Raw genomic sequence first — 22700 nt, 5'->3', positions numbered from 1 at the left:
TTCAGGTCCCCTCAGAGGGTTGCCGGCTGGCGCGCGATCACCGCCAGCAGATTCCGGGCCGCACCGACGCCCATGTTCACGTAGGCGTCGCCGGTCACGCCGCCGATATGCGGGCTGAGCACGATGTTCTTCTCGCCCTGGAATGGATGGCCCGCGGTCATCGGCTCCACCGCGAAGCTGTCCAGCCCGGCCATGGCGACGTGGCCCGAGCGTACGGCCTCCAGCAACGCGTCCTCGTCGATCAAGCCACCGCGCGCGGTGTTGATGACGATCACGCCGCGTTTGCATTGCGCCAGCGTGCCGGCATCGAGAAGGCCGCGGTTGTCCTCGGTCAGGGGGCAGTGCAGGGAGACGACATCCGACTCGGCCCAGAGGACCGGCAGTTCGACGGCCTGCACATAGGCCGGGAGGTTCCTGGCGTAGGGGTCGTAGCCGAGCACACGCATTCCGAGCGCGTCGGCCATGCGCGCGAACCGCAGGCCGATGGCACCCAGCCCCACCAGACCGATGGTGCGCCCGCCGAGTTCGACGCTCTTGTGCGTCGCCTTGTCCCAGTGGCCGGCATGCATGCGTGCATCGAGGCTCACCACCGACTTGGCGCAGGCGAGCAGCAGGGCGAGCGCCTGCTCGGCCACGGCGGCGGCATTGGCGCCCACGGCCGCCACGACCTCGATGCCACGCGCCTGCGCGGCGGCCTTGTCGATCGTGTCGGTTCCGCTGCCGTGCTTCGAAATCACCCGCAGCGAGGGGGCCGCGTCCATCACGGCCGCTCCCACCTTGCCGTAGCGCACGATGATCGCCACGGGATCGTGCGTGCGGCACAGCGCGACCAGATCGGCTTCGGTCGGTGCCTTGCCCGCATAGACGATGTCATGGCCTTCGAGCAAGGCGAGCGCCTGCGGCGCCAGGTCGGCACCCGTCACGAGGATGGCGGTCACAGCGTTTCGCCCTCTTTCAGAACCCCCGCGGTGCGCAGCGCGGTGTTCAGCCATTTGGCCGCGGTGTCGCCCTCCTTGATGGCGGCGATGCGCGCCGCTTCGTCGCTCACTTTCCTGGCCGCCAGCGGCAGCAGGGATTCGATCTTCTCGCGCTCCACGACGACCACGCCATCGCCGTCGGCGACGACGAAGTCGCCCGAGCGCACCGTCACGCCACCGATGGACACCGGATGTCCGATGCGGCCGGCGATGTTCTTGGTCGGTCCGTTCGGGTTGGTGCCCACGCTGAAGACCGGAAAGTCCATCTCGTCGATCTCCAGGCTGTCTCGGCAGGCCCCGTCCATCACCACGCCGGCGATGCCGAGCTTCTTGCAGGCCGTCATCATGATCGTGCCCATCAGGGCCGAGCTCTGGTCGCCCTTGCCGTCGATCACCAGCACGTCGCCAGGCTTCGCGATGGCCATGGCCGCGTGGATCATCAGGTTGTCGCCAGGACGCACTTCCACCGTGATCGCCGTGCCGGCCAGCTTCATGCGCGGGCGCAGCGCCTTGATGCGCCCGTCGAGCGCGCCGCGGCGCCCGGCCACGTCGGCGAGGATGGCGGGCTGGAACTCGGCGGCTCGCGCCACGATGCTTGCGGGCACGCGCTCGAAGTCGCGAATGATGTCGGGTGGGTTGGAAGACATGAAGGTGCTTTCGGGAAGGAGAGGAAGGAAGAGGAAAGGAGAGGAAAGGAGAGGAGGGGGGAGCGAGGTTCAGTCCGGCTTCACGCCGGCGTCCTTGATGACCTTGGCCCACTTGGCCAGGTCCGATCTCTGGGTGTCGGCCAGCTGTTCGGGCGTGCTTCCGACGAGGGTGACGCCGAGCTTGTCGGCCATCGCGACGAGCTCGGGGTCCTTCAGATGGCGCACCACCTCGTCATGCAGGCGCCGGACCACGGGTGCGGGCGTGCCGGCCGGCGCGTAGACGGCCTGCCATTGCTCCACGACGAAGTCCTTGAAGCCGGCCTGCCCCATGGTCGGCACATCGGGCAAGGCCTTCAGGCGTGCGGCCGAAGTCACGGCCAATGCCCTCAGGTGGCCGCTCTGGACATGGGGCAGCGCCGCGGCGACCGGGGCGAACATGAACGTCGCGTGGCCCGCCAGCACGTCCTGGATGGCCGGCGTGTCGCCCTTGTAGGGAACGTGCGTCATCCTCACCCCCGTCTGCAGCCTCAGGAGCTCGCCTTGCATCTGCAGGACCGTGCCGTTGCCGCCGGATGCGAAAGACAATTCGTCGGGTCGTGCCTTCGCTTGCGCGACGAGGTCCGCGACGCTGCGGAATGGCTGGCTGGCGCCGACGATCAGCACGTGCGGAATGGTTCCGATGAGCGACACCGGCGCGAACGCCTTGACGGCGTCGTACTGCATCCTGGGCAGCAGGTTCGGCACGATCGCCTGCGGGCCGATGGAGGTGCCCAGCAGGGTGTAGCCGTCGGGTGCGGCGCGCGCCACGAAGGCCGAGCCGATGGTGCCCGTGGCGCCCGCCTTGTTGTCCACGATGACCGTGGCGCCCAGGGACGTGCCCAGCCGCAGCGCGATGGCGCGGCCCAGGATGTCGGTCGTGCCACCGGGTGGATACGGCACGACCCAGGTGATGGGCTTGCCGGTGGGCCATTGGCCCTGCGCAAAGGCGGGAGCCGAGGCGAGGCCGAGTGCGGCGAGGCCCAGGGCGCCGAAGCGGCGCCTGTGAATGCGAAGCATGGGAGAGTCCTAAGGAGTTGCGGGTGCGTCGAACCCGTAGAGTTCGCGCGGGTTGTCGACCAGTACGCGATGCAACAGCCGCGCGCTGCCGGTCCACTCGGCGAGCAAGGCCATCAGTCGTGCGTCGTCCGGCAAGGCCTGGTGGCCCGCGGTGGCTGACGCATGGGGCCAGTCGCTGCCCCAGAGCACGCGATCCGGCGCGGCATCCAGAAAGCTCCGGGCAAGCACGGCCATGTCCTCATACCCGGGCGCGCCCCGCTCGCTGACGATGTAGGCGCCGGACAGCTTGACCCAGGCGCGGCGGCGCTCGAGCATGCGAAGGATCAGCGCGTGCGACGGATGCCTGCCGGCCATGGAGGGCGACAGCCGGCCGAAGTGATCGAACACGATCGGCACGGGCAGGTCCTCGAGCACGTCGGCGAGATCGCTCCAGCCGTGTGCGGGGGCGAGCAGCTGCAGATGCCAGCCCAACGGCGCGATGCGGCGTGACAGGGGCGCGATCTGCGACGCCGAGTTCACGACCCCCAGCGAGAGGTTCAGGCGGATGCCACGCACGCCGCGGTCATGCAGGTCTTCCAGTTCGCTGTCGCTGGTGCGCTCGTCGATCACGGCCACGCCGCGTGCCTTCGCGCCGAAGGCTGCGAGTGCGTCGCGCAGGGATGCGTTGTCGCTTCCGTAGGTCGAGGGCGTCACGAACACGACGCGCCGCGTTCCCGTGCGTTGCTGAAGTCGACGGTAGTCCTCCGCGCTGGCTTCCGGCGGCCTCAGCCTGGCGCCCTCGACCACCGGATAGCGCGCGCCGTACAGATGCACATGGCAATCGCAGGCGTCGGGCGGAACGTCGATGGCGGTGCGGCCCCGCCCCGCCGAGAACGGCGCGACAGGCGCATCTGCATCCGAAGCGAAGAGCTCGGCCATGCCGAAATCAATCCATCTTGACGCCGGACGACTTCACGATGCCGCCCCAACGGACGCCGTCGGTGCGGATCAGCGATGCGAACTTCTCGGGCGGGCCGGACACCACGTCCGCGCCCTGGGCGGCGAGCTTCTTCTGCACATCGGCGGTGGCGAGAGCCTTGTTGAACGCCACGTTGAGCCTGGTGATGGCCTCCTTCGGCATCGCGGCGGGGCCTGCAACCCCGAACCACGTCACGGCTTCGAAATCCTTGTAGCCGGACTCGGCCATGGTGGGCACATCGGGCAGGTCGCGGTTGCGCTGCAGCGAGGTCACCGCCAGCGCGCGCAATTGGCCGGACCTGATCTGGGCGATCAGTGTCGGCATCGAGGAGATGTACATCTGGATCTGGCCGCCCACCAGGTCGGTCAGGCCCTGCGAAGCGCCCTTGTAGGGAACGTGCGTGAACTGCACGCCCGCCGCCTTCTGGAACTGCTCGGTGGCGAGGTGGGCCACGGTGCCGTTGCCCGAACTTGCGTAGTTCAGCGCGGTCGGCTTCGCCTTGGCGGCGGACACCACGTCGGCGAGCTTCTTGTAGGGCGACGCGGCGGACACCACGAGAACCAGGGGCGCCGAGGCGACGAGCCCGACCGCGGCCAGGTCCTTGACCGGGTCGTAGGGCAGCTTGGCATAGAGCGACGGATTGATCGCGAGGTTGCTGGTCTGTCCGAGCACCAGCGTGTAGCCGTCCGGGCTGGCCTTCGCAGCCGCATCGACGCCGATGTTTCCGCCCGAACCGGGCTTGTTGTCGATGACGATGGTCCACCCCTCGGAGACGGCCACCTTGTTCGCCACCTCGCGGGCGATGATGTCGGTGCCGCCACCGGGCGGGAACGGCACGACGAGCCGGATGGGACGCGTGGGATAGGCCTGCGCCACCGCCGAAACGGCGGTGAATGCGAGGGCGAGGCCGAGTGCGGCCCGACGGGAAATGGAGCTGTTGCTCGAGGTGCGCATGGGTGTCTCCTGATCGGTCGATGCGTGCCTGACAGCGTTGCTCCAGGCCATGCGGCGACTTTAGATTTGCGTTCCGTTCCATACAATGGTGGTCCACCAGGCGCAACATGGACCACGGAGTGAAACAACATGACGACCGCGAAGACCACCCGGCCAGCGAAGTCCAGGCGCACGGCTGAAGTCGTCGAAGCGCCGCGCGAAGCCGACCTCGAGGCCGCTGGTGGCGTGACGGCGGTGACCCGCGCCCTGCAGCTGCTCGACACCTTCGGGATGCACGACGAGCGGCTCACGCTGGCCGAGCTGACCCGGCGCAGCGGCATGCACAAGACCACCGCGCTGCGGCTGCTTCGGACACTGGCGCTCGCGGGCTACGTGGTGCAGCGCGACGACGGCGAGTGGCGACTCGGCCCCGCGGCCGGCTGGCTCGGTGCGCGCTACCAGTCGAGCTTCGATGCCAACAACGTGGTGGAGCCGATGCTGCTCGCGCTGTCGCAAGCCACGGGCGAGAGCGCCGCCTTCTATGTGCGCGAAGGCAATTCGCGAACCTGCCTCGCACGGGTGGAGGGGCCGCAACCCATTCGCCACCATGCGCGCATGGGCGCGATGCTTCCGCTGGACCTGGGTTCCCCGGGGCGGGTGATCCTGGCGTTCTCGGGGGAGCCCGGCAAGCAGTACGAGGACATCCGCAAGAAGGGCTATCACTTCTCCATCGGCGAACGCGAGAAGAACGTGGCGACCGTCTCCGCGCCGGTGTTCGGCCTGCGTTGGGCCCTGCTCGGCTCCGTCTGCATTTCAGGTCCCGCAGATCGCTTGCCCAAAGCCAAGTTGATCGGTCACGCGAAGACGATCATGAAAGCCGCGAACGAACTCTCCTATGCACTGGCCGGACGTCCCACCGCACAGACGCCCGCGGTCGTCTCGACGTGGCATCCATAGCGCGGCACGCGCCGGTTTTACGGTAGGGTCGAGGCATGAACCCAGCGTCCATCGAGCCCCTCCTCGTCGTCGAAGACTTGAGCTTCGCCTATCCACGCCGGCCCGCCCTCCTGACCGCCTGGAGCGCTCGCATCGGCGCCGGTCTGACCCAGCTTTACGGCGGCGACGGCAGCGGAAAGTCGACGGTCCTGCGGCTGCTTGCAGGCAGCCTTCGTGGCGAAGGCCGACTGGAGCTAGTCGGCGTGCGTCTGGACGAGGACCGCGACGCCTATGCCCGGAACGTTTTCTTCGTCGACCCGGAGACCGACGCGTTCAACAACATCTCGGCGACGCAGTGCACCGCGTCGTTGAGTGCGGGCGATCCAGGCTTCGATGCGCAGAGGTGGCAAGCCCTCGTGGAGGGCTTCTCCCTGACGCCGCATCTCGAGAAGCCGATGTACATGCTCTCGACCGGGTCGAAGCGGAAGGTCTGGCTGGCGGCGGCACTCGCGTCGGGACGCGCACTCACCTTGCTCGACGAACCCACCGCGGCGCTCGATGCCAACTCGATCCGCTTCCTGTGGCGCACTCTTGCCGACAGCGCAGGCCGGCACGACCGCGCGATAGTGATCGCAAGCGCCGAGCGGATCGAGGCGGTGCCGCTCGCGGGACTGATCGAACTGCCCTCATCCTGAGGCCAGCTTTCGGTAGCCGGCGCGGCCCAAACACCGGCAACGCGGTTGACAACCCCACGTTTGGGGGATGCGACGAGAAACATGCGCCCCCGGGCTTTTGCGAAAATCCGCGCATGCTTCTTCCTCCTCCGAGCGGTACGGACCGCGTGCAGGGCCTCGCGGCGCGGCTTGGCTGCACAGTGGCCGAACACTGCGAACCCTATGGAAAATTCAAACCGGCCGTGCTGGGCAGCCTCTCGGGGCTCGCGCTGACGCTCAAGGAATTCGGCGGGCGCTGGGACAGGGTGGAGCGTGTCTACGTGTTCGCCAGCTGGCCGATGCTCGAGGCGGCGCTCGAGTACTGCGTGAGGCACAAGGTCGAGGCACGCACGCCCGCCTGAACGGCACGCTTGCGTGCCGTTCAGACGGTGGCCTTCAGGCGACCGCCGGCTTGCCCAGGAACTGCGAGGCCACCGCGTTCAGCAGCGCATCGGCGAAACCTCCCGGCGCACGCGCCACCTTCCTCGCGCTCGTGCGAACGCGCGGCCGCGCGCTCCAGCAGATCCTCGCGCCGGTGCGCTCCAGTTCGGTGACGAGGGCCACGTCCTCGCTGCAGGCAAGGTCCTGGAAGCCGCCGGCACGCAAATAGGCATGCGCGGCCACGCCGAGGTTCGCGCCATGCACATGACGGTGCCCGTCGGCATCGCGATAACTCGTGGCGAAGTGCCGCGAGAGAAAGAGGGCGTTCTCGCCGTGGGGCGTCCAGTCGGTGACCTCGACCGTGCCGCACACCGCCTCGGCGTCGAGCGCGAGCTGCTGCGACAGCCAGTCCTCGGCGACCAGGGTGTCGGCATCGGTGAAGGCGAGCCAGCGGGCGCCGAGCGCGAGCAGCGCGCTGGCGCCCGCGGCCCGCGCCAGCCCCACATTGCGCGCGTCGACCTCCAGCACGCGCGCGCCAGATCGCGCGGCGATCGAAGCCGTCGCATCGCTGCAGCGGTCCGCCACCACGAGGATCTCCACGTGTTCGCCCCCGAGCGCGGCGTCGCGGGCGCAGGCCCGTGCATGCGCGAGGCAAGGCCCGATCACCATCTCTTCGTTGTGCGCTGGAATGACGATTCCGATCATGGTCCTGCTTCAAAAGGCCTCGTTGAGGCGACAAGGAACCGGCGCGCCATCGCGCCGCGACGAGCGCGCATCAGTTCTTCGGCGGATCGTTCTCCCGCTCGAAATGACGCACCGGCATGGCGGCGATGAAGGCCGCGATCGCCGCATCCGCATCGGCGGCGTCCGCGAGGACCAGTCCGGCGTCCGCAGAGCCGTCGGGCAGCGCCAGCGGGATCTGTGCCTCGGCCAGCAGGGCTTCCGAAGCGCCGAAGGCCAGGATCGCCTTGCAGTGCCAGTACTGGGCGCGCAGGAATTCGAGCGTGTGGGCGTCGGCGTCCAGGGCTTCCACGGCCGCGGCCCCGTCGGGCAGGACGAGCGCATCGAACAGGAAGCCTGGCGAGTTCTCCATCGTGGCGTCTGCTTCGAAGCTCTCGCCCGCGGCACCGCTGTAGGTTCCGAGCCGTGCCGCGACGAGGCGCGGCACGGCACCGGCCTCGACCAGCGCGCTGATCAGCTTGCCCAGCGACGCTCCTTCCACGCCGTGCGCGATCAGGATCGCGACCTTGCGCGTGCGGATGCCGCCATCGCCGGGCCGGGCCAGCAGGGACAGCGGCGGCGAGACCTCGACCTCGGGCTGGGCCGGGTTCTCGAGTGCCTTGGGCAGGGGCGCGGGCAGTGCCATGCCCAGGTCCTGCGCGAGCCGCGCCGCCAGTTCGGGCGATGCATTCGCGAGGCTCGCGACCACGCGCTCGCGGATCGCGGGCACCGTCACCTTCGACAGCTCGAAACGGAAGGCGTTGCCGATGTGGGCCTTCTCGACCTCCGACTGGCTCTCGAAGAAGAGCCTGGCCTGGGTGTAGTGGTCGGCGAACTTCTCTGGCTTGATGCGCACCTTGTCCGCGCTCTCCTTCGCATCGAGGCGCTTGGCGACGCTGGTGAAGCCCTGCGCGGCGCCAGCCTGGAACGGGCAACCGCCCGCGAGCGAGTTGGGCTCGTAGGAGACACGGCCGCGGTGGATGGCCTGGCGGTGCATGCCGTCGCGCTGGTTGTTGTGGACCTGAGCGATCGGTGCGTTGATCGGCAGCTCATGGAAGTTCGGCCCGCCCAGGCGGCTGATCTGCGTGTCCACGTAGGAGTGGATCCGGCCCGCGAGCAGCGGGTCGTTGGTGAAATCCAGGCCGGGCACGATGTGCGCGGTGCAGAAGGCCACCTGCTCGGTCTCGGCGAAGAAGTTGTCGGGGTTGCGATTGAGCACCATGCGCCCGACGATCTGCACCGGCACCAGCTCCTCGGGAATCAGCTTGGTCGCGTCGAGGATGTCGAAGCTGAACTGCTCGGCCTGTTCCTCGGTGAAGATCTGCAGGCCCAGTTCCCACTCGGGATATTCGCCGGCCTCGATCGCCTCCCACAGGTCGCGGCGATGGAAGTCCGGGTCGGCGCCCGAGATCTTCACCGCCTCCTCCCACACCATCGAGTGGGTGCCGAGCTTGGGCTGCCAGTGGAACTTGACGAGGAAGGACTCGCCCGCGTCGTTGACGAGGCGGAAGGTGTGGACCCCGAAGCCCTGCATCATGCGGTAGCTGCGCGGGATCGCGCGGTCCGACATCTGCCACATCAGCATGTGCGTCGACTCGGGCATCAGCGAAACGAAGTCCCAGAAGGTGTCGTGCGCGCTCGCGGCCTGCGGCATCTGGTGGTGGGGCTCGGGCTTCACGGCATGGACGAGGTCGGGGAACTTGATCGCGTCCTGGATGAAGAAGACCGGCATGTTGTTGCCGACCAGGTCCCAGTTGCCTTCGTCGGTGTAGAACTTGACGGCGAAGCCGCGCACGTCGCGCGCCGTGTCCTTGGAGCCGCGTTCGCCCGCCACGGTCGAGAAGCGCACGAACACCGGCGTGATCTTTCCCGCTTCCTTGAAAGGCGCGGCCCGGGTGTACTTCGTCAGCGGCTCGTAGGCTTCGAAGAAGCCGTGCGCGCCCGAGCCACGCGCATGCACGATGCGCTCGGGGATGCGCTCGTGGTCGAAGTGCGTGAGCTTCTCGCGCAGGATGAAGTCCTCGAGCAGCGCTGGCCCGCGCGCGCCTGCCTTCAGGGAGTTCTGGTTGTCGGCGATCGGCACGCCCTGGTTGGTGGTGAGCGTCCGGCCCGAAGCGTCGACCCGCACGCGGTCCAGCGAATCGATGGTCGCGTTCACGCCCTCGAGCGCCGCACCGCCGGTCTTGGCCGAGGCATTGGTCTCCGAGAGCGTGCTGCCGGTGGGCAGGCGCGATGGCGGCGTGGCGGTCGCACCCACGGGCGCAGACTGGGCATTCGCCAGGCCATGCTCGAGTGGCTTGTTCGGATTGGCGGGCATGGCGGCGGCGAGCGCCTGCGCGTCGATCATCTTCTGGGCGGGAAGGTCGTCCTTCCCCGCGGCCGTGGGAGCGGGCGCGGCGGGACCGCTGTCCGTGTTGCGTGCCGCCGCGCGTGCTGCGTCGAGGTTGGCTATGGAAGGGGTGGCTTTTTTCTTGGACATGGTGTGGGGCTTCGCGTGGAGTGGGTCGTGGGAGGAGCGCGACTTTGAGGACCGGCGACGATGGCCTGCGTAGGACAAGGACGTCTTTGGCCCGTCGTTGCCGCGCGATGGGCTCACGGGCTCAAACTTGATGCAGGTTAATGCGCCATCGCGCGAGGCAGTGCAACATCCGATGTGAGGACCCTCCATGCTGACCGAGAACGTATTCCGCAACCGTGCTGCAGAAATCTCCAACGCCGAGCGCAGTCTCCTGGAAGGCGCCATCTCCCATGTGCAGACCTACCCGGCCGGCAGCCTGGTCGTGCGCCAGGGCGTGCCGGTCGACATCAGCACGCTGCTGGTGAAGGGACTCATGACACGCCACGTCGATGCGCCCGATGGCCGGCGTCACCCGGTGGCGCTGCATGTGCCGGGCGACTTCGTCGACCTGCATGCCTACGCCTTGAAGAAACTCGACCACGATGTCGCCGCGTTGACCGACATCACCGTCGCGGTCTTTCGCCACGCCTCGCTCGAAGCGATCCAGACATCGGAGCCGGGCCTCGCGCGGCGTCTGTGGTTTCTCACGCTGTTGGACGCGGCGATGCACCGGCAGTGGATCTACAGACTGGCAAGCCTCAACGCTTTGCAGCGCGTGTCGCACTTCCTCTGCGAGACCCATGCCCGGCTGCTGGCGATCGGCGCGTCCGAGGGCAACGCCTTCCCGCTGCCCATGACGCAAGCCGATATCGGCGAGGTCTGCAGCCTCACGAATGTCCATGTGAACCGCGTGTTGCGCGAGCTGCGCGAATCCGGCCTGTGCAATGTTCGCGGCGCGAACGTGCAGATCCTGGACCTGAAGGGCCTGGTCGAAAGAGCGCGGTTCGACCCTCACTATCTGTACCTCAACCCCCAGACCGCGGCGCACGCGGTCGGCCACACCGGGAATCCCCCATGAGTGATCGCCGCACCATTCCCGGACCGCGCGAAGACGCCGGCCACGCCACCGCCGAGGATGGCGTGGTGATCCTCGATGGCCCCGATGGGGTCGCCGTGACGATGACGGCGGATGCCGCCGCCTTGACGGCGGAGCGTCTGCACGCGGCCGCGCTGCAGGCACGCGAGCAGATGGCCGCCGCGGGTCCTCGAACCGAAGGTCGGCCGGGTGCGTAGAAAGACACTGAGCGAGCGCGAACTGCGCGTGCTGGCCAGCATGAAGCTGCTTTCACATTTCGGGCAGCAGCAACTGCCCGCCGAATGCACGTCGAGGGACGACATCGAGCGGCTGCTCGGCCTGAACGCCGCCAACCTCGTCAAGGCGAGCTTCGATGCCCCGGTGCGGGAACGCTCGGGCGATGTCTACATTCCGCGCGCGGTCGTGCTGGAAGTGACGGCGGAAGGGCATTCGGCATTGGCGCGCGCCCGGCGGCAGCAGCCCGAGCATTTCGACGACATGCCGGCACGGCGACCGCGTTCGAGGCGCGTTTCCAAGGTAGCGGATGGGGCAGCCGAGGAGGCCAGCCGAGTGGTTCAGGAACCCTGCGCGATCGCGGTACTTCCCCGGGAAGTGTCCGATTCCTGATTTATCCTCCGCAATCGCCGGAGGACCAGCAACATGCCGATGGACTTTCTTCGCCGTATCAAGGATTCCCAGTTCCCACTCGCGCTGCACGACGAGGCCGACATCCGCAATGCGATCGTCCTCGAGGCCGCGGGCATGATCGAGGCGCAGCTTCCTCCGCCCGACATGCCGCTGACGCAGGGCGCCTCGGTCATCTTCCGCATCACGCCCGAAGGCCGGGCGGCTATTTCCAGGGCCGAGCGATCACAGTGAGGAAAGAGGTCGACGCGGCGCTGAGCTACCAGTTGCGCAAGGAGGCTTCCGGCTCGTTCGCGGACCATTGCCTGGCCGTGCCGATCTCTCGCGGCCCTTCGCGCACATCGCTCGCCAGTTCCATCAGCGCTGCCATGCCGTCGGTCAAGGCATGGTTCCAATGCCTGCAAGGCCGCTGGCTCGTGAGCAGTTCGCCCCAGGTCGTCGGGTCGACACCCTGCTCCAGGAGCACCCAGTGGTAGCGGCCAGGGCCGGGCTCGATCACGTGGATGGAGATGCGCCGCAGCTGGCTCGCGGGCGCGTCGTCGGATGTCGGTGGGTTGTCGTGTTCTGTGCCGTGGGCAGCATCGGCCATGCGTGTCTCTCGCGTCGTTGGGATGAATGGATGAAGCTTGGACACTCGGACCTCGCGGGGCTTCGTCGCGTAGGCGCTCCGCGCTTCGCGCGGCAGGGCGTGGCGTACAGGGTGTGCAATGCGCGCCCGGCCCTGTGCAAGAATCATCGAGCGTTGCGTCGCGGCGCATCAATGGAGCGTCCATGAGCGTGCGAGAGCGCAACAACGTGCGCGTCAGTGGAGCCGGCGTCGACACGATCATCTTTGCCCACGGCTTCGGCTGTGATCTGAACATGTGGCGATTGCTCGAGCCGATCTATGCCACACGGTACAGGACGGTCATGTTCGACCATGTGGGCGCCGGGGAGTCGGACCTGAGGGCCTACGAGGTGGAGAAGTACTCGACGCTCGAAGGCTATGCGCAAGACGTGGTCGAGATTGCCCGCGAGTTCGGTCAAGGTCGATCGATCTTCGTGGGCCACTCGGTCAGCGCGATGATCGGCATGCTTGCCGACCTGGCATCGCCAGGTCTGTTCGCCGGCCATGCAATGATCGGGCCGTCCCCGTGCTATGTGAACGACCGCGACTACGTGGGTGGGTTCTCGCGCGAGGATGTCGACTCGCTGCTGCGAACCCTCGAGGGCAACTACCTCGGGTGGTCGAGCAACATGGCGCCCGTCATCATGGGTGCCCCCGGACAGCCCGAGCTCGGGGCGGAGTTGTCCAACAGCTTCTGTCGCACCGACCCGGACAACGCGGCGCGCTTCGCTCGTGCGACCTTTCTCTCCGACCATCGCGCCGAGCTTTCGCGGCTCACGACCCCCACGCTCATCCTCCAGTGCGACGACGACATCATCGCGCCGGTCGCCGTGGGTGAGTACATGGCGCGCACCCTGCCGGACGCCGAGATGGTGGTCATTGACAACGTCGGCCACTGTCCGCACCTGAGCGCCCCCGGTGCGAGCGCCGAAGCGATCGACGCCTTTCTGGGGAGGCGAGGTCTTTGACATCCCGGGGCGACGAGCTTCCCCGCGAGGAACCGGCGTCGCCCGACGACGCCGCCTGCGGGCTGCTCGCCACCGATGCGAAGGGGCTGATCCTCGCGGCCAACAGGACGTTCTGCGATTGGGTCGGCGTGGACAAGAGCGATCTGGTGCGCCGCAGGCGGATACAGGACCTGCTCACCATGGGCGGGCGCATCTTCCACCAGACGCACTGGCTGCCCTTGCTGCAGATGCAGGGCTCCGTGTCCGAGGTCAAGCTCGAAGTCAGGCATCGCGACGGCACCTTGCTTCCCATGATCTTCAACGCCGTGCGCCGCGAGCGCGGCGGCGCCGTCGTGCACGATCTGGCGCTGTTCATCGCCCGCGACCGAGACGTGTACGAACGCGAGCTGGTGGCTTCGCGCGAGGAACTCAGGATTCTGGTGCACGAGGCCACGCGGATGCAGGAGGAAGCCAAGGACCGGGCGCTGTTCGCCGAGCAGATGGTGGGTATCGTGAGCCACGATCTGCGCAATCCGCTGTCGGCGATCCATCTGGGGCTCATCGCCCTGTCGCGCAGTGAACTTACCTCGAGTCAGATTCGGGTGCTTGGCCGCGTCTCGCGTTCGACCGAGCGCGCGCATCGGCTCATCGCCGATCTCCTGGACTTCACCGCCGCCCGCATCGGTCGCGGCCTGTCGGTGTCGTTCAAGTCCATCGATCTCCATGGCGTCGTGGCGGAGGCCCTGGAGGAACTCGCCACTGCCTATCCGGACCGTCGGATCACGCACGTCCAGGAGGGAGAGGGCGGTTGCCATGCCGATCCGGACCGGCTTTCGCAACTGCTGGGAAACCTGGTGTCGAACGCGATCGCCTACGGCGACCCCGGCCGCGACATCGTTGTGACATCGCGCAGGGGAGACGACGGTCGCGCGGCCGTCGAGGTCCACAACTTCGGTTCTCCGATCCCGGCCGATTCGCTGCCGCTGCTCTTTCAGCCCATGGTCTGTGGCAACCCGGGCGGCGCGGCGCGCAGCGTCGGCCTGGGGCTGTACATCGTCAGCAAGATCGCGGAGGCGCATGGCGGCGAAGTCAGCGCCACGTCGAGCGCCGCGGAGGGGACGAAGTTCACCGTGCGGCTGCCGTCACGGCAATGACGATGCGCGCCCTCACCGGGTGACGCTCGAACCCGCTGCCTGATCGAACGAAAGTTCTGCGGGCGCGCCCCATGCGCCGGTTGTCTGGCTGAACGTCCTACGCCCGCTCGGGTGAAGCTCGTGCGCTTCGGACCCCGCTCGCCTCCTAGCTTGCCGAGGCGATCATTTTCGGGGACCACTCATGCATGCAGCTTCATTCTTCCGCACGGTGCTCGCACTGGGCACGCTTCAAGTCGCGGGTGCGTGGGCACAGCTGCCGCCGGGCGACGGTCCGAACACCGTGTCCACCGTGATGCTCGAACCCTCACCGGTGAAGTTCGACGAGTCGCTGCTCTCGCAGCTGAAGCTGCCTCCTGGCTTCAAGATCGACGTGTACGCCAAGGACATGCAGCATGTGCGCTGGCTGCAGGTGGCGCCCAACGGCGACGTCTATGCGAGCCGCCCCAGGCAGGCCGATGTGCTGCTGCTGCGCGACACCGATCGCGACGGAAGGATCGACGCGCAGCAGATCGTGGCGCAGAACATCAAGAACGTGCATGGGCTGCTGCTCAAGGACGGCAAGCTGTTCATGGCCAGCGACAAGAAGGTGCTGGTCGCCGATGTGCAGCCTGACGGCTCGCTGACCCTGCCCCGGGTTCTCCTCGACGACCTGCCCGACGGATCACAGCATCCCTACCGCACCCTGGCATCCGGTCCCGACGGCTTCCTGTACGTGACCGTGGGCTCGCAGTGCAACAACTGCGTGGAGACCAATCCCGAGGCCGCGACGGTCCTGCGCATGCGACCCGACGGTAGCGCGCGCAGCGTGTACGCGCGCGGGCTTCGCAACACGCTGGGCTTTGCCTTCAGTCCGGTCGATGGCACGCTCTACGGCTTCGACCACGGCTCGGACGACCGTGGCGACGACGTGCCGCCCGAGGAACTCAACGCGATCCGGCCGAACCGGCACTACGGGTGGCCCTTCTGCTGGGGTGACAGGCAGGTCGACATGAAGCAGCAGAACGATCCCGAAGGTTCCACCCGCGCCGACTTCTGCCCGACCACCGAGGCGCCGGCGCTGATGACCACGGCGCACTCCGCGCCCATCGGGCTGGTTTTCTATGGCGGCAGCCAGTTTCCCGCCGAGTATCGGAACAGTGCCTTCGTGGCGATGCGAGGCTCGTGGAACCGTGGGCAGCCCAGCGGCTACAAGGTGGTGCGGGTGCGCTTCGACGCGGCGGGCAAGCCGCAATCGATCGAGGACTTCGTCACGGGGTGGCTGCTGCCGGCACCGCCGGCCCACCTCGTGCAACCCGGCGCGGGCCCCGCGGCCGAGCAGTCGAAGGCGGGTCGACCGGCCCAGTTCGGCAGGCTCGCGGGCCTCGCCGTGGCCGCCGACGGCTCCCTGCTGATCGCCGAGGACCAGAACGGCGTGATCTATCGCGTGAGCTATGCCCGCTGAGGAACCGACCATGAACACCCGACGCATCCTCTGCCCGATCGCCCTGTGCGCTGCTGCCCTGCTGGGCGCGTGCGGCAGTCCCCCGAGTGCGCCACACGCCCATGCCGCGATGCCCGGCGCCGGCGCAGCGGGCCCGACGCAGGCAAGCGCCGGCGCATCCGCGCAGCCGGACGCCGCGCCGGTGGCGTCGGCGCGTCTTCTCACACCGTCCGGCAAACAGGCTGGCATCGTGCGCTTCGCGCCGGCCGGTGGCGGCACCGCGGTGGTCCTCCACGCGGACGTCGAAGGACTCGCGCCGGGCGTGCACGGCTTCCATGTGCACGCGCATGGCGAATGCGCACCCGGGCCCGACGCAGCGACCGGCCGGGTCGTCGACTTCGGCGCCGCCGGCGGCCACTTCGATCCCGGCAACTCGCGCAACCATGGGCGACCGGGCGACGACAAGGCCCATGCGCATGCCGGCGAGCTGCCGGCCCTGCAGGCGGACGCCGGCGGTCGCGCGGTGCTGCGCTACCTCAACACGAATCTCTCGCTGGATCGCGCGCCCACGTCGGTGATCGGCCGCAGTGTCGTCGTCCATGCGGATCCCGACGACTACAGCAGCGACCCCGCGGGCAACTCCGGTGCGCGGGTCCTGTGCGGCGTGATCGAGGCCACCGCGCCCAGCGTCGTTCGCGCGCGTGCCACCCTCGAAGGCGCGCAGGTGTTCCCGGAAGGCATCGCGATCGATCCGCGCACGGGTGACGCCTTCATCGGCTCGAGCACCAATGGCGACCTGTTTCGCATCAGGCAGGGCGGCACGAAGGCCGAGCTGGTGCAGGCCGGCGGCGCGGTGGGACGGCAAGGCGCGTTCGGCATGAAGTTCGATGGCAGCGGACGCCTGTGGATCGCGGGCGGACCCGGCGGCACGCTGGCCGCGGTCGACGTGACCGACGGGAGCACGCTGGCCGTGGCCAAGGCACCGCAGGACATGCCGAGCTTCCTCAACGACCTCGTCATCGCACGCGATGGCTCGGCCTACATCACCGACTCGTTCCGCCCGGTGATCTACCGGGTGCGCACCGGCGCCGGTGCGCGCGCGACGCTGGAGCCGTGGCTCGATCTGTCGTCGACGCCACTGCGCTACCTGCCGAACAAGATCAACCTCAACGGCATCGTCGCGTCGCCCGATGGTCGCTACCTGCTGTCGATACAGCTCGCGACCGGCCAGCTCTGGCGCATCGATACCCGCTCGCGCGCGGTCTCGCAGCTGCGCGTGGACGGCGGCGAACTCACGGACGGTGATGGGCTCGTGCTCGCCGGTGGCAACGATCTCTACGTGGTCCGCAATGCGCACCATGAGCTCGTGCGCGTGGAACTTGCGCCCGACTGGAGTGCGGGTCGCGTCACGCAACGCATCACCGACACGCGCCTGCGCTATCCGACCACGGCGGCCGTGGTCCCGTCCGGCCTGATGGTGGTCAACGGGCAGCTCGATCGCCAGAAGAGCCCGCCGGCCGTGCTTCCCTTCGACGTGGTGACCGTCGCGATGCCGCGGTAGCGCGGCTGCAAGTCCCGACTTCCTGGAGATCCGAATGACCAACGAACATGCTTTTGTCTACAGCGGCCACGCGTTCCGGCTGGTGCTCGAGCCGGACCCGCGCGGGCAATACCAGGTCGCAGTGGACTGGATGGCGCAGCCCGACCAGGCAACGCGGCTGCCCCAGGACGCCGATCCCTACGCGACCCCCGAAGAAGCGCTACGACACGGCCAGCAACAAGCCATGCGGTGGGTTCATGACCGCACGGGTGACGGGCAGGGGCAAGCCTAGGAATCTGCCCGGCAGAACTTTTCGTCCATCTTTTTTTTGCAGGAGACACCATGACATCCACCAACCCGCCAACCCAGACCATCGATTCGAAGAGCGCTTCGGACATCGCGGAACTGGCCCGCAAGCTCGACGCCACGCACGAGCAGGTCGAGGAAGCCATCCGCGCCGTCGGCTCGAACGCCTCGGACATCGAACTCCATCTCAAGGGATCGCGCAGCACCACCAATGCCGAGCGGACGGACGAGGCCGGCAAGCGCTGAGCTTGGGGACCTGCGCATTCGGCTTTCTTATTCGCGAGCAGGAACGCGCTTGTCCTACGTGCGTGCCGTCGCAGGCTCCAAGAATCGATCTCTTTCTGGAGGCCCGGCATGCTCATTCGAAAACCGCTTGCTCTTATTTCGATCTCGCTGGCTCTTGCAACACCGTTCGCGATCGCGCAGCAATCGTCCACCGGAAATCCGAAGGGATCGGTCGCTCCGGCTGCGGGGGGTTCCACGCCCAAGGCTCAGGGCGCCACGGGTCCACGTGTCGACACGGGACGCGGCACCGAGCCATTGAGCAGCGAGCACGGTCCCGTCGAGGCGCGCACCGGCCAGAACCGCCCACCCGGCGGCGGTCCGAACGGCGGGCTGACGCGCACCAATCCTCAGGACACCGCGCCTTCGGACAATGGGCGCAGCGCCCAGGGATCGTCGGCGCGGCCGGTTCCGTCCTCGGAATCGAAGGAACGCGAGCGAAATCGGTGAAGGGGCCGGCGGGCCACGCAGGAAGGTCACGACCGCCGGCAGCCTCCCGAGCCTTGCCGAGGCGTACCTTGCGAATCAGCCGAGCAAGGCCGCACGCACCGCGTCGAAGCGGGCGCGATCGACAGCGCAGATCAGTCCACCGGTCCGATGGGCGGCCCGGTAGGCCGAGCCGTCGTGATGCGCCGCGTAGCCGCCTGCTTCGCGATGCAGCAGCCAGCCCGCGGCATGGTCCCAGGGCATGAGCTTGTTGTAGAACAGGGCGTCGATGTCGCCCGCGGCCGCGAGCCGGTACTCGTGCGCGGCGCAGCGGAACCAGTTGGTCATGCCCAGGCGCGACAGCCGCGCGTTGACTTCGCTGCGAAGCGGCTCGGGCAGGAAGTTCGTGCCGACGATGGCTTCCATCTGCTCGACGGGCACGGCCGGCGCGACTTGCAGTCGCCGATTCGCGCCCGAGGCGGATTCGATCCACGCGCCTTCACCGCGGATCGCGAAGGCCGTGTCGGCGCGCACGGGGTCGTGGATCGCCGCGGCGACCACTTCGCCGCGCACCGTCACGGAGGCCATCGTGCCGAACAGGGGCAGGCCGCTCGCGAAATTCTTGGTGCCGTCGAGCGGGTCGACGATGAACGCGAGGACTGCGTCATCGATGGCTTCGAGCAATCCCGGATCGCGCGCGCAGGCCTCCTCGCCGATCAGCACGGCCTCGGGATGGCGCGCGCGCAAGGCCGTGAGCACCGCCGCCTCGCAGGCCTCGTCGGCATCGGTCACGATGTCGAAGGACGAGGTCTTGCGCCGGCGGTCGACGGCGTGGAGCGTGCGGAAGCGCGGCATGATTTCCTCGCGCGCGGCGTTGGCGAGAAGCGATCCGAGGAACGCGAGGTCGTCGGAGGTGAAAGGCGAAGCGGACATGCGAGGTACCGGAGGAGTGGGCTCGCGGGAGGATAAGGCGCTTCCTTCAGCCCCGCTTGAGCGTCGGCAGCACCTCCTGCGCGAACAACCGCATTCCGCGCAAGGCCGCCGCGCGATCGAGCACGCCGTTGCCATTGAAGACGCAGCGCAGTTGCCGGATGCCCGTGCGCGCGGTGAGCGCCTGTATCTGTTCCAGGCACGAAGCCGGATCGCCGACGATCGCCTGCGTGCGCAGCACCTCGGCGGGATCGCGCATCGCCAAGGTGCCGGGGGCCTGCCCGCGCAGGATCGCGAAATGCTCGCGCCGGCGGTGGAGCAGGGGCAGCAGCTCGTCGAACTGCTGCCGTGCCTCGGCCAAGGTCGCACCGATGCAGACGTAGCGTGAGAGCGAGGAGCGCGCCAGCAATGAAGCATGTCGCGACGCCACCGCTTCACCGCCGAGCGAAGCGAAGGCCGCCTCCACATGCGCGAGCTGCGCCGGCTCCGGTGGCTCCAGGCTCAGCAGCAGCGGCAGGTCCTCCGTGACGGCGAAGCGCATCGTCTCTTCGGTCGAGCCCGCGATGTACAGCGGCGGCGCCGAGGTCGAGAGGTGGCGGATCTGCTGCGCATCGAAGCGCCAGGGGCCTTCGTTCGACGACACGCTTTCGCCGCGCAGGGCCGCGATCACCAGGCGGCAGCCCTGCGCGAAGCGCTCGCGCGTCTGCTGCGGATTGATCTCGAGCGCGCGCAGCGTGGATGCGTCGGTGCCACGCCCCAATCCCGCGTCGAAGCGGCCATCGCTCTGCAACCCCAGCTGCGCGATCTCCTCGGCCAGCAGCAGCGGATGGTGCAGCGGCACCACCAGCGCCGAGACGCCGATGCGCAGGCGTTCGGTGCGCGCGAGCAATGCGGCCGCCAGCAGCAGCGGCGAGGGGTAGGGGCCGCCCTCGGCCAGCAGGCGGAATTCATGGAACCACGCACTTTCGAAGCCCAGCCGTTCGGCCTCCTCGAAGAACGCGAAGAACTCGCGCGACGGTCCGAGCGTGGCCTCGCGCGACCAGCCGGCCAGGTCGATGCGCAATGCCGATGCCGTCATGGCGCGGGCGCGGCCGTGAAGAAGCGCAGGCCGCCGCTAGAGAAGGCGGCGATGCCCGGGCCATAGGCCTGCGCCAGGCGCTCGTCGCGCAGCACCTCGTCGGGCGATCCGGTCGCCACCAGCCGGCCCTGGCCGAGCAGCGCGAGCTGGTCGCACCAGGTGCTGGCCACATGCAGGTCATGCAGCACCACGAGCACGGCGCGCGTGCGTGCGCTGTCGCGCAGCAGGGCCATCAGGCGGTGGTGGTGCGGGATGTCGAGGTGGGCCGCGGGTTCGTCGGCCACCAGCAGACGCGGGTCGTGCGCGAGCGCGCGCGCCACGCCGACGCGGGCACGCTCGCCGCCCGACAGCGAGGCATGGCGCCGGTCGATCAGCGCGTCGAGCTCGAAGCGCGCGACCAGCGCGGGATCGGGCGCGCGGCCCGGGCGCTGCAGCTGCAGCATCTCGCGCACCGTCAGGTCCCAATGGCTCTCGCCGTGCTGCGCGACATAGCCGAGGTGGCGCGCGAGCTCGGCCGGTTTCCATTGGTCGAGCGCGCGCCCGAGCAGCGCGATGCGGCCCTCGCGCGGGCGCACCAGCCCGAGCGCGGCGCGCAGCAGCGTGGTCTTGCCCGAGCCGTTGGGGCCGACGATGCCGAACAGGCCGCGCTCGGGGATCGCAAGGTCGATGCCGTCGAGCAGGGTGCGACCCGAGGCCTGCACCCGCAGGCCGTCGAGGCGCAGGGCGTCGGCCGTCATCCGCGCCTCCACAGCAGCAGCGCGAGGAAGAAGGGGCCGCCGATCAGCGCCGTCAGCAGGCCCGCGGGGATCTCGCTCGGGGCCATGGCCGAGCGCGCCAGTGCATCCACCAGCACCATGAGGCCGCCGCCCGCGATGGCGCATGGAACGGTGAGCCGCGCATGCAGCGGGCCGATCCACCAGCGCATCACGTGCGGCACGATCAGGCCCACGAAGCCGATCAGGCCGCCCCAGCTCACGGCCAGTGCGGTCGCGAGCGAGGCCACGAGCACGGCACGGGCCGAGAAGGAGGCGGCGCGCACGCCCATCGCATGGGCCGTGTCCTCGCCCAGGCCGAGCGCGTCGAGGCCGCGGCCCAGCGCGCGCACCAGCAGCACCAGCACCAGCAGCACGGGCGCGAGCACGGCGATCTCGCCGCTCGTGGGCGTCTGCACGCCACCGAGCTGCCACGAGATGATGGCGCGCAGGTTGGTCGACTCGTCGCCGAACACGATCACGATGAGGCTGCGCAGGGCGGCCAGGATCGCGGCCAGGCCGACGCCGGCGAGCAGCAGGCGGTTGCTCTGCCAGCCACCGCCGAGCCTGCCGGCCAGCAGCACCAGCCAGCTCGCGCCCCAGGCGCCCGCGAAGGCCAGCACCGGCAGGCTCAGCGCGGTGGGCACCAGCGCCGGCAGCAGCAGCGAGACCGCGGCGCCCACGGCTGCGCCGCTGGCGCTGCCGAGCAGGTAGGGTTCGGCCAGCGGATTGCGGAACACGCCCTGGAACACCAGGCCCGCCAGCGACAGGCAGGCGCCGACGAAGAAGGCCCCGGCCACGCGCGGCGCGCGCCACACGCGCACCAGTTCGGCCTGCAGGGTGTCGCTGCCCCACCACTGGGTGGGCCAGACCGTGGCGGCACCCACGCTCAGCGCGAGCACCACGGCCGCGGCCAGCAGCAGGAGCAGCACGAGCCAGACCGTGGTCGCCGATGCGCGTCGGCCGTCGGTGGCGTGCCTCATGCGAAGCGCTCCGGATGCAGCGCGCGTGCGTACTGCTCGACCGCCTCGATCTGGCGCGGGCCGGGAATCAGCTTGTGGCCGCGCTCGAGCACGACCACGCGGTTCGTGCGCACGGCGCGCAGCGTGTGCCAGCCGGGGCGCTGGCCGATCAGCGCCGGATCGCGCGGCACCTGCTGCAGCGAGACGATCACGTCGGGGTCGCGCGCGAAGATCGCTTCGGCGCTGACCTGGGCCGCGCCCTGCAGGTCGGCGAACACGTTGCGTCCGCCGGCCCAGCCCAGCGCGTCGTTGGCATAGTGGCCCGTGCCCACGGTCTGGAAGGCGCCGCGCGCGGCGGCCGCCGTTTCGAAATAGACGCTGCGGCGCGGCGCGCCCTCGAGCCGGCGCTCGATCGCGGCCAGCCGCGCCTGCATGTCCTCGCGCACCCGGCGGGCCTGTTCGTCGGCACCCGTCGCGCGCCCGAGCAGGTCGATGTTGCGGAACACCGAGGGCAGGTCGGGATGCGCGAGCACCACGCACGGGAGCTTCGCGCGGTCGAAGGCATCGACCAGCGACAGCGCCGAATGGTGCGAGGGCGTGACCACGAGCAGGTCGGGCTGGAAGGCGGCCACCGCCTCGGCCGAGTAGCCGAGCGCGCCGCCGATGCTGGGCTTGGCGCGCGCGCCCTCGGGCCAGCGCACGCGCCCGCCGATGGCCACCACGCGGTCGGCCAGGCCCAGCGCCCAGGCCAGCTCGACGTTGCTCGGGAACACCACCACGATGCGCTGCGGCGCGCGCGGCACGACGACGCGCCGGCCCAGCGCATCGACGAGCTCGCGCGGGAAGCCGCCCGGGGGCGCCTGCTCGGCGCCCGCGGGCAGAACGGCCGTCATGCACACCATGCCGAGAATCGCGTC

27 protein-coding genes are annotated in these 22700 nt (G+C 69.0%); 14 read left to right on the top strand and 13 right to left on the bottom strand.

Going from position 1 to position 22700, the window contains the following annotated elements; genetic code table 11:
* Positions 1-11: 11 nt before the first annotated feature.
* From INQ48_34285 to INQ48_34265, 5 genes are all read right to left on the bottom strand, one after another.
* Positions 12-938, bottom strand: coding sequence for a 3-phosphoglycerate dehydrogenase (locus tag INQ48_34285; protein ID QRF62593.1), 927 nt, complete (start codon positions 936-938; stop codon positions 12-14).
* Positions 935-1624 (bottom strand): RraA family protein, encoded by a 690-nt coding sequence (locus INQ48_34280; GenBank protein QRF62592.1) that lies wholly within the window; start codon positions 1622-1624, stop codon positions 935-937. The genes INQ48_34285 and INQ48_34280 overlap by 4 nt, the downstream gene beginning before the upstream one ends.
* A gap of 69 nt (positions 1625-1693) precedes the next feature.
* Positions 1694-2680 (bottom strand): tripartite tricarboxylate transporter substrate binding protein, encoded by a 987-nt coding sequence (locus INQ48_34275; GenBank protein QRF62591.1) that lies wholly within the window; start codon positions 2678-2680, stop codon positions 1694-1696.
* A 9-nt stretch (positions 2681-2689) separates the two neighbouring features.
* Positions 2690-3598: an amidohydrolase family protein gene (locus INQ48_34270; GenBank protein QRF62590.1), complete on the bottom strand. Its 909-nt coding sequence runs from the start codon at positions 3596-3598 to the stop codon at positions 2690-2692.
* A 7-nt stretch (positions 3599-3605) separates the two neighbouring features.
* Positions 3606-4592, bottom strand: coding sequence for a tripartite tricarboxylate transporter substrate binding protein (locus INQ48_34265; GenBank protein QRF62589.1), 987 nt, complete (start codon positions 4590-4592; stop codon positions 3606-3608).
* A 129-nt stretch (positions 4593-4721) separates the two neighbouring features.
* Between INQ48_34265 and INQ48_34260 the strand changes: the two genes are divergently transcribed.
* The 3 genes from INQ48_34260 to INQ48_34250 all read left to right on the top strand — a co-directional run bounded on the left by INQ48_34260 (position 4722) and on the right by INQ48_34250 (position 6582).
* Positions 4722-5528, top strand: coding sequence for an IclR family transcriptional regulator (locus INQ48_34260; protein ID QRF62588.1), 807 nt, complete (start codon positions 4722-4724; stop codon positions 5526-5528).
* A 35-nt stretch (positions 5529-5563) separates the two neighbouring features.
* Complete coding sequence (locus tag INQ48_34255) at positions 5564-6202, top strand: ATP-binding cassette domain-containing protein (GenBank protein QRF62587.1); 639 nt, start codon at positions 5564-5566, stop codon at positions 6200-6202.
* Between the two features lie 113 nt (positions 6203-6315).
* Complete coding sequence (locus INQ48_34250; GenBank protein ID QRF62586.1) at positions 6316-6582, top strand: hypothetical protein; 267 nt, start codon at positions 6316-6318, stop codon at positions 6580-6582.
* A gap of 34 nt (positions 6583-6616) precedes the next feature.
* Here INQ48_34250 and INQ48_34245 read toward each other — a convergent pair whose 3' ends face one another.
* Both INQ48_34245 and INQ48_34240 read right to left on the bottom strand, forming a co-directional pair.
* Positions 6617-7306, bottom strand: coding sequence for a glycosyltransferase (locus INQ48_34245; protein QRF62585.1), 690 nt, complete (start codon positions 7304-7306; stop codon positions 6617-6619).
* Positions 7307-7376: 70 nt separating this feature from the next.
* On the bottom strand, positions 7377-9800 hold the full coding sequence (locus INQ48_34240; GenBank protein ID QRF62584.1) for a catalase: 2424 nt from the start codon (positions 9798-9800) through the stop codon (positions 7377-7379).
* Positions 9801-9987: 187 nt separating this feature from the next.
* Between INQ48_34240 and INQ48_34235 the strand changes: the two genes are divergently transcribed.
* Genes INQ48_34235 through INQ48_34220 form a run of 4 tightly spaced genes read left to right on the top strand, consistent with a single transcriptional unit; the run spans position 9988 to position 11613 of the window.
* Entirely contained in the window at positions 9988-10737 is a 750-nt protein-coding gene (locus tag INQ48_34235) for a Crp/Fnr family transcriptional regulator (protein ID QRF62583.1), read from the top strand.
* Positions 10734-10952, top strand: a complete 219-nt coding sequence (locus INQ48_34230) for a hypothetical protein (protein ID QRF62582.1) — start codon at positions 10734-10736, stop codon at positions 10950-10952. The genes INQ48_34235 and INQ48_34230 overlap by 4 nt, the downstream gene beginning before the upstream one ends.
* Positions 10945-11361: a hypothetical protein gene (locus tag INQ48_34225; protein QRF62581.1), complete on the top strand. Its 417-nt coding sequence runs from the start codon at positions 10945-10947 to the stop codon at positions 11359-11361. Before INQ48_34230 ends, INQ48_34225 begins: the two co-directional genes overlap by 8 nt.
* Positions 11362-11394: 33 nt before the next feature.
* Complete coding sequence (locus tag INQ48_34220; protein ID QRF62580.1) at positions 11395-11613, top strand: hypothetical protein; 219 nt, start codon at positions 11395-11397, stop codon at positions 11611-11613.
* A 25-nt stretch (positions 11614-11638) separates the two neighbouring features.
* Here INQ48_34220 and INQ48_34215 read toward each other — a convergent pair whose 3' ends face one another.
* Positions 11639-11968, bottom strand: a complete 330-nt coding sequence (locus tag INQ48_34215; protein QRF62579.1) for a hypothetical protein — start codon at positions 11966-11968, stop codon at positions 11639-11641.
* Between the two features lie 182 nt (positions 11969-12150).
* Between INQ48_34215 and INQ48_34210 the strand changes: the two genes are divergently transcribed.
* The 7 genes from INQ48_34210 to INQ48_34180 all read left to right on the top strand — a co-directional run bounded on the left by INQ48_34210 (position 12151) and on the right by INQ48_34180 (position 18085).
* Positions 12151-12954 (top strand): alpha/beta hydrolase, encoded by an 804-nt coding sequence (locus INQ48_34210; GenBank protein QRF62578.1) that lies wholly within the window; start codon positions 12151-12153, stop codon positions 12952-12954.
* Positions 12951-14087: a PAS domain-containing sensor histidine kinase gene (locus tag INQ48_34205; protein ID QRF62577.1), complete on the top strand. Its 1137-nt coding sequence runs from the start codon at positions 12951-12953 to the stop codon at positions 14085-14087. Before INQ48_34210 ends, INQ48_34205 begins: the two co-directional genes overlap by 4 nt.
* Positions 14088-14268: 181 nt before the next feature.
* Positions 14269-15528 carry a PQQ-dependent sugar dehydrogenase gene (locus tag INQ48_34200; protein QRF62576.1) on the top strand — a complete coding sequence of 420 codons (1260 nt, stop codon included), beginning with the start codon at positions 14269-14271 and terminating at the stop codon, positions 15526-15528.
* Between the two features lie 10 nt (positions 15529-15538).
* On the top strand, positions 15539-17068 hold the full coding sequence (locus INQ48_34195) for a superoxide dismutase family protein (GenBank protein ID QRF62575.1): 1530 nt from the start codon (positions 15539-15541) through the stop codon (positions 17066-17068).
* 34 nt (positions 17069-17102) lie between these two features.
* Positions 17103-17339, top strand: a complete 237-nt coding sequence (locus INQ48_34190) for a hypothetical protein (GenBank protein ID QRF63205.1) — start codon at positions 17103-17105, stop codon at positions 17337-17339.
* A 50-nt stretch (positions 17340-17389) separates the two neighbouring features.
* Entirely contained in the window at positions 17390-17599 is a 210-nt protein-coding gene (locus INQ48_34185; protein ID QRF62574.1) for a DUF3606 domain-containing protein, read from the top strand.
* A gap of 108 nt (positions 17600-17707) precedes the next feature.
* Complete coding sequence (locus tag INQ48_34180; protein ID QRF62573.1) at positions 17708-18085, top strand: hypothetical protein; 378 nt, start codon at positions 17708-17710, stop codon at positions 18083-18085.
* A 75-nt stretch (positions 18086-18160) separates the two neighbouring features.
* On the opposite strand, the gene INQ48_34175 is transcribed toward INQ48_34180, so the two are convergent.
* Genes INQ48_34175 through INQ48_34155 form a run of 5 tightly spaced genes read right to left on the bottom strand, consistent with a single transcriptional unit; the run spans position 18161 to position 22685 of the window.
* Entirely contained in the window at positions 18161-18994 is an 834-nt protein-coding gene (locus INQ48_34175; protein QRF62572.1) for an inositol monophosphatase, read from the bottom strand.
* A 46-nt stretch (positions 18995-19040) separates the two neighbouring features.
* Positions 19041-20054 carry an LLM class flavin-dependent oxidoreductase gene (locus INQ48_34170; protein QRF63072.1) on the bottom strand — a complete coding sequence of 338 codons (1014 nt, stop codon included), beginning with the start codon at positions 20052-20054 and terminating at the stop codon, positions 19041-19043.
* Between the two features lie 11 nt (positions 20055-20065).
* A complete protein-coding gene (locus tag INQ48_34165; protein ID QRF62571.1) occupies positions 20066-20806 on the bottom strand; it encodes an ABC transporter ATP-binding protein in 741 nt (246 codons plus the stop codon).
* Positions 20803-21804, bottom strand: a complete 1002-nt coding sequence (locus INQ48_34160) for an iron ABC transporter permease (GenBank protein ID QRF62570.1) — start codon at positions 21802-21804, stop codon at positions 20803-20805. The genes INQ48_34165 and INQ48_34160 overlap by 4 nt, the downstream gene beginning before the upstream one ends.
* Positions 21801-22685, bottom strand: coding sequence for an ABC transporter substrate-binding protein (locus tag INQ48_34155; GenBank protein QRF63071.1), 885 nt, complete (start codon positions 22683-22685; stop codon positions 21801-21803). The genes INQ48_34160 and INQ48_34155 overlap by 4 nt, the downstream gene beginning before the upstream one ends.
* Between the last annotated feature and the right edge of the window lie 15 nt (positions 22686-22700).

The sequence above is a fragment of the Variovorax paradoxus genome (assembly GCA_016806145.1).
GTDB lineage: Bacteria > Pseudomonadota > Gammaproteobacteria > Burkholderiales > Burkholderiaceae_C > Variovorax.
This window is presented reverse-complemented; position numbering and strand designations above follow the sequence as displayed.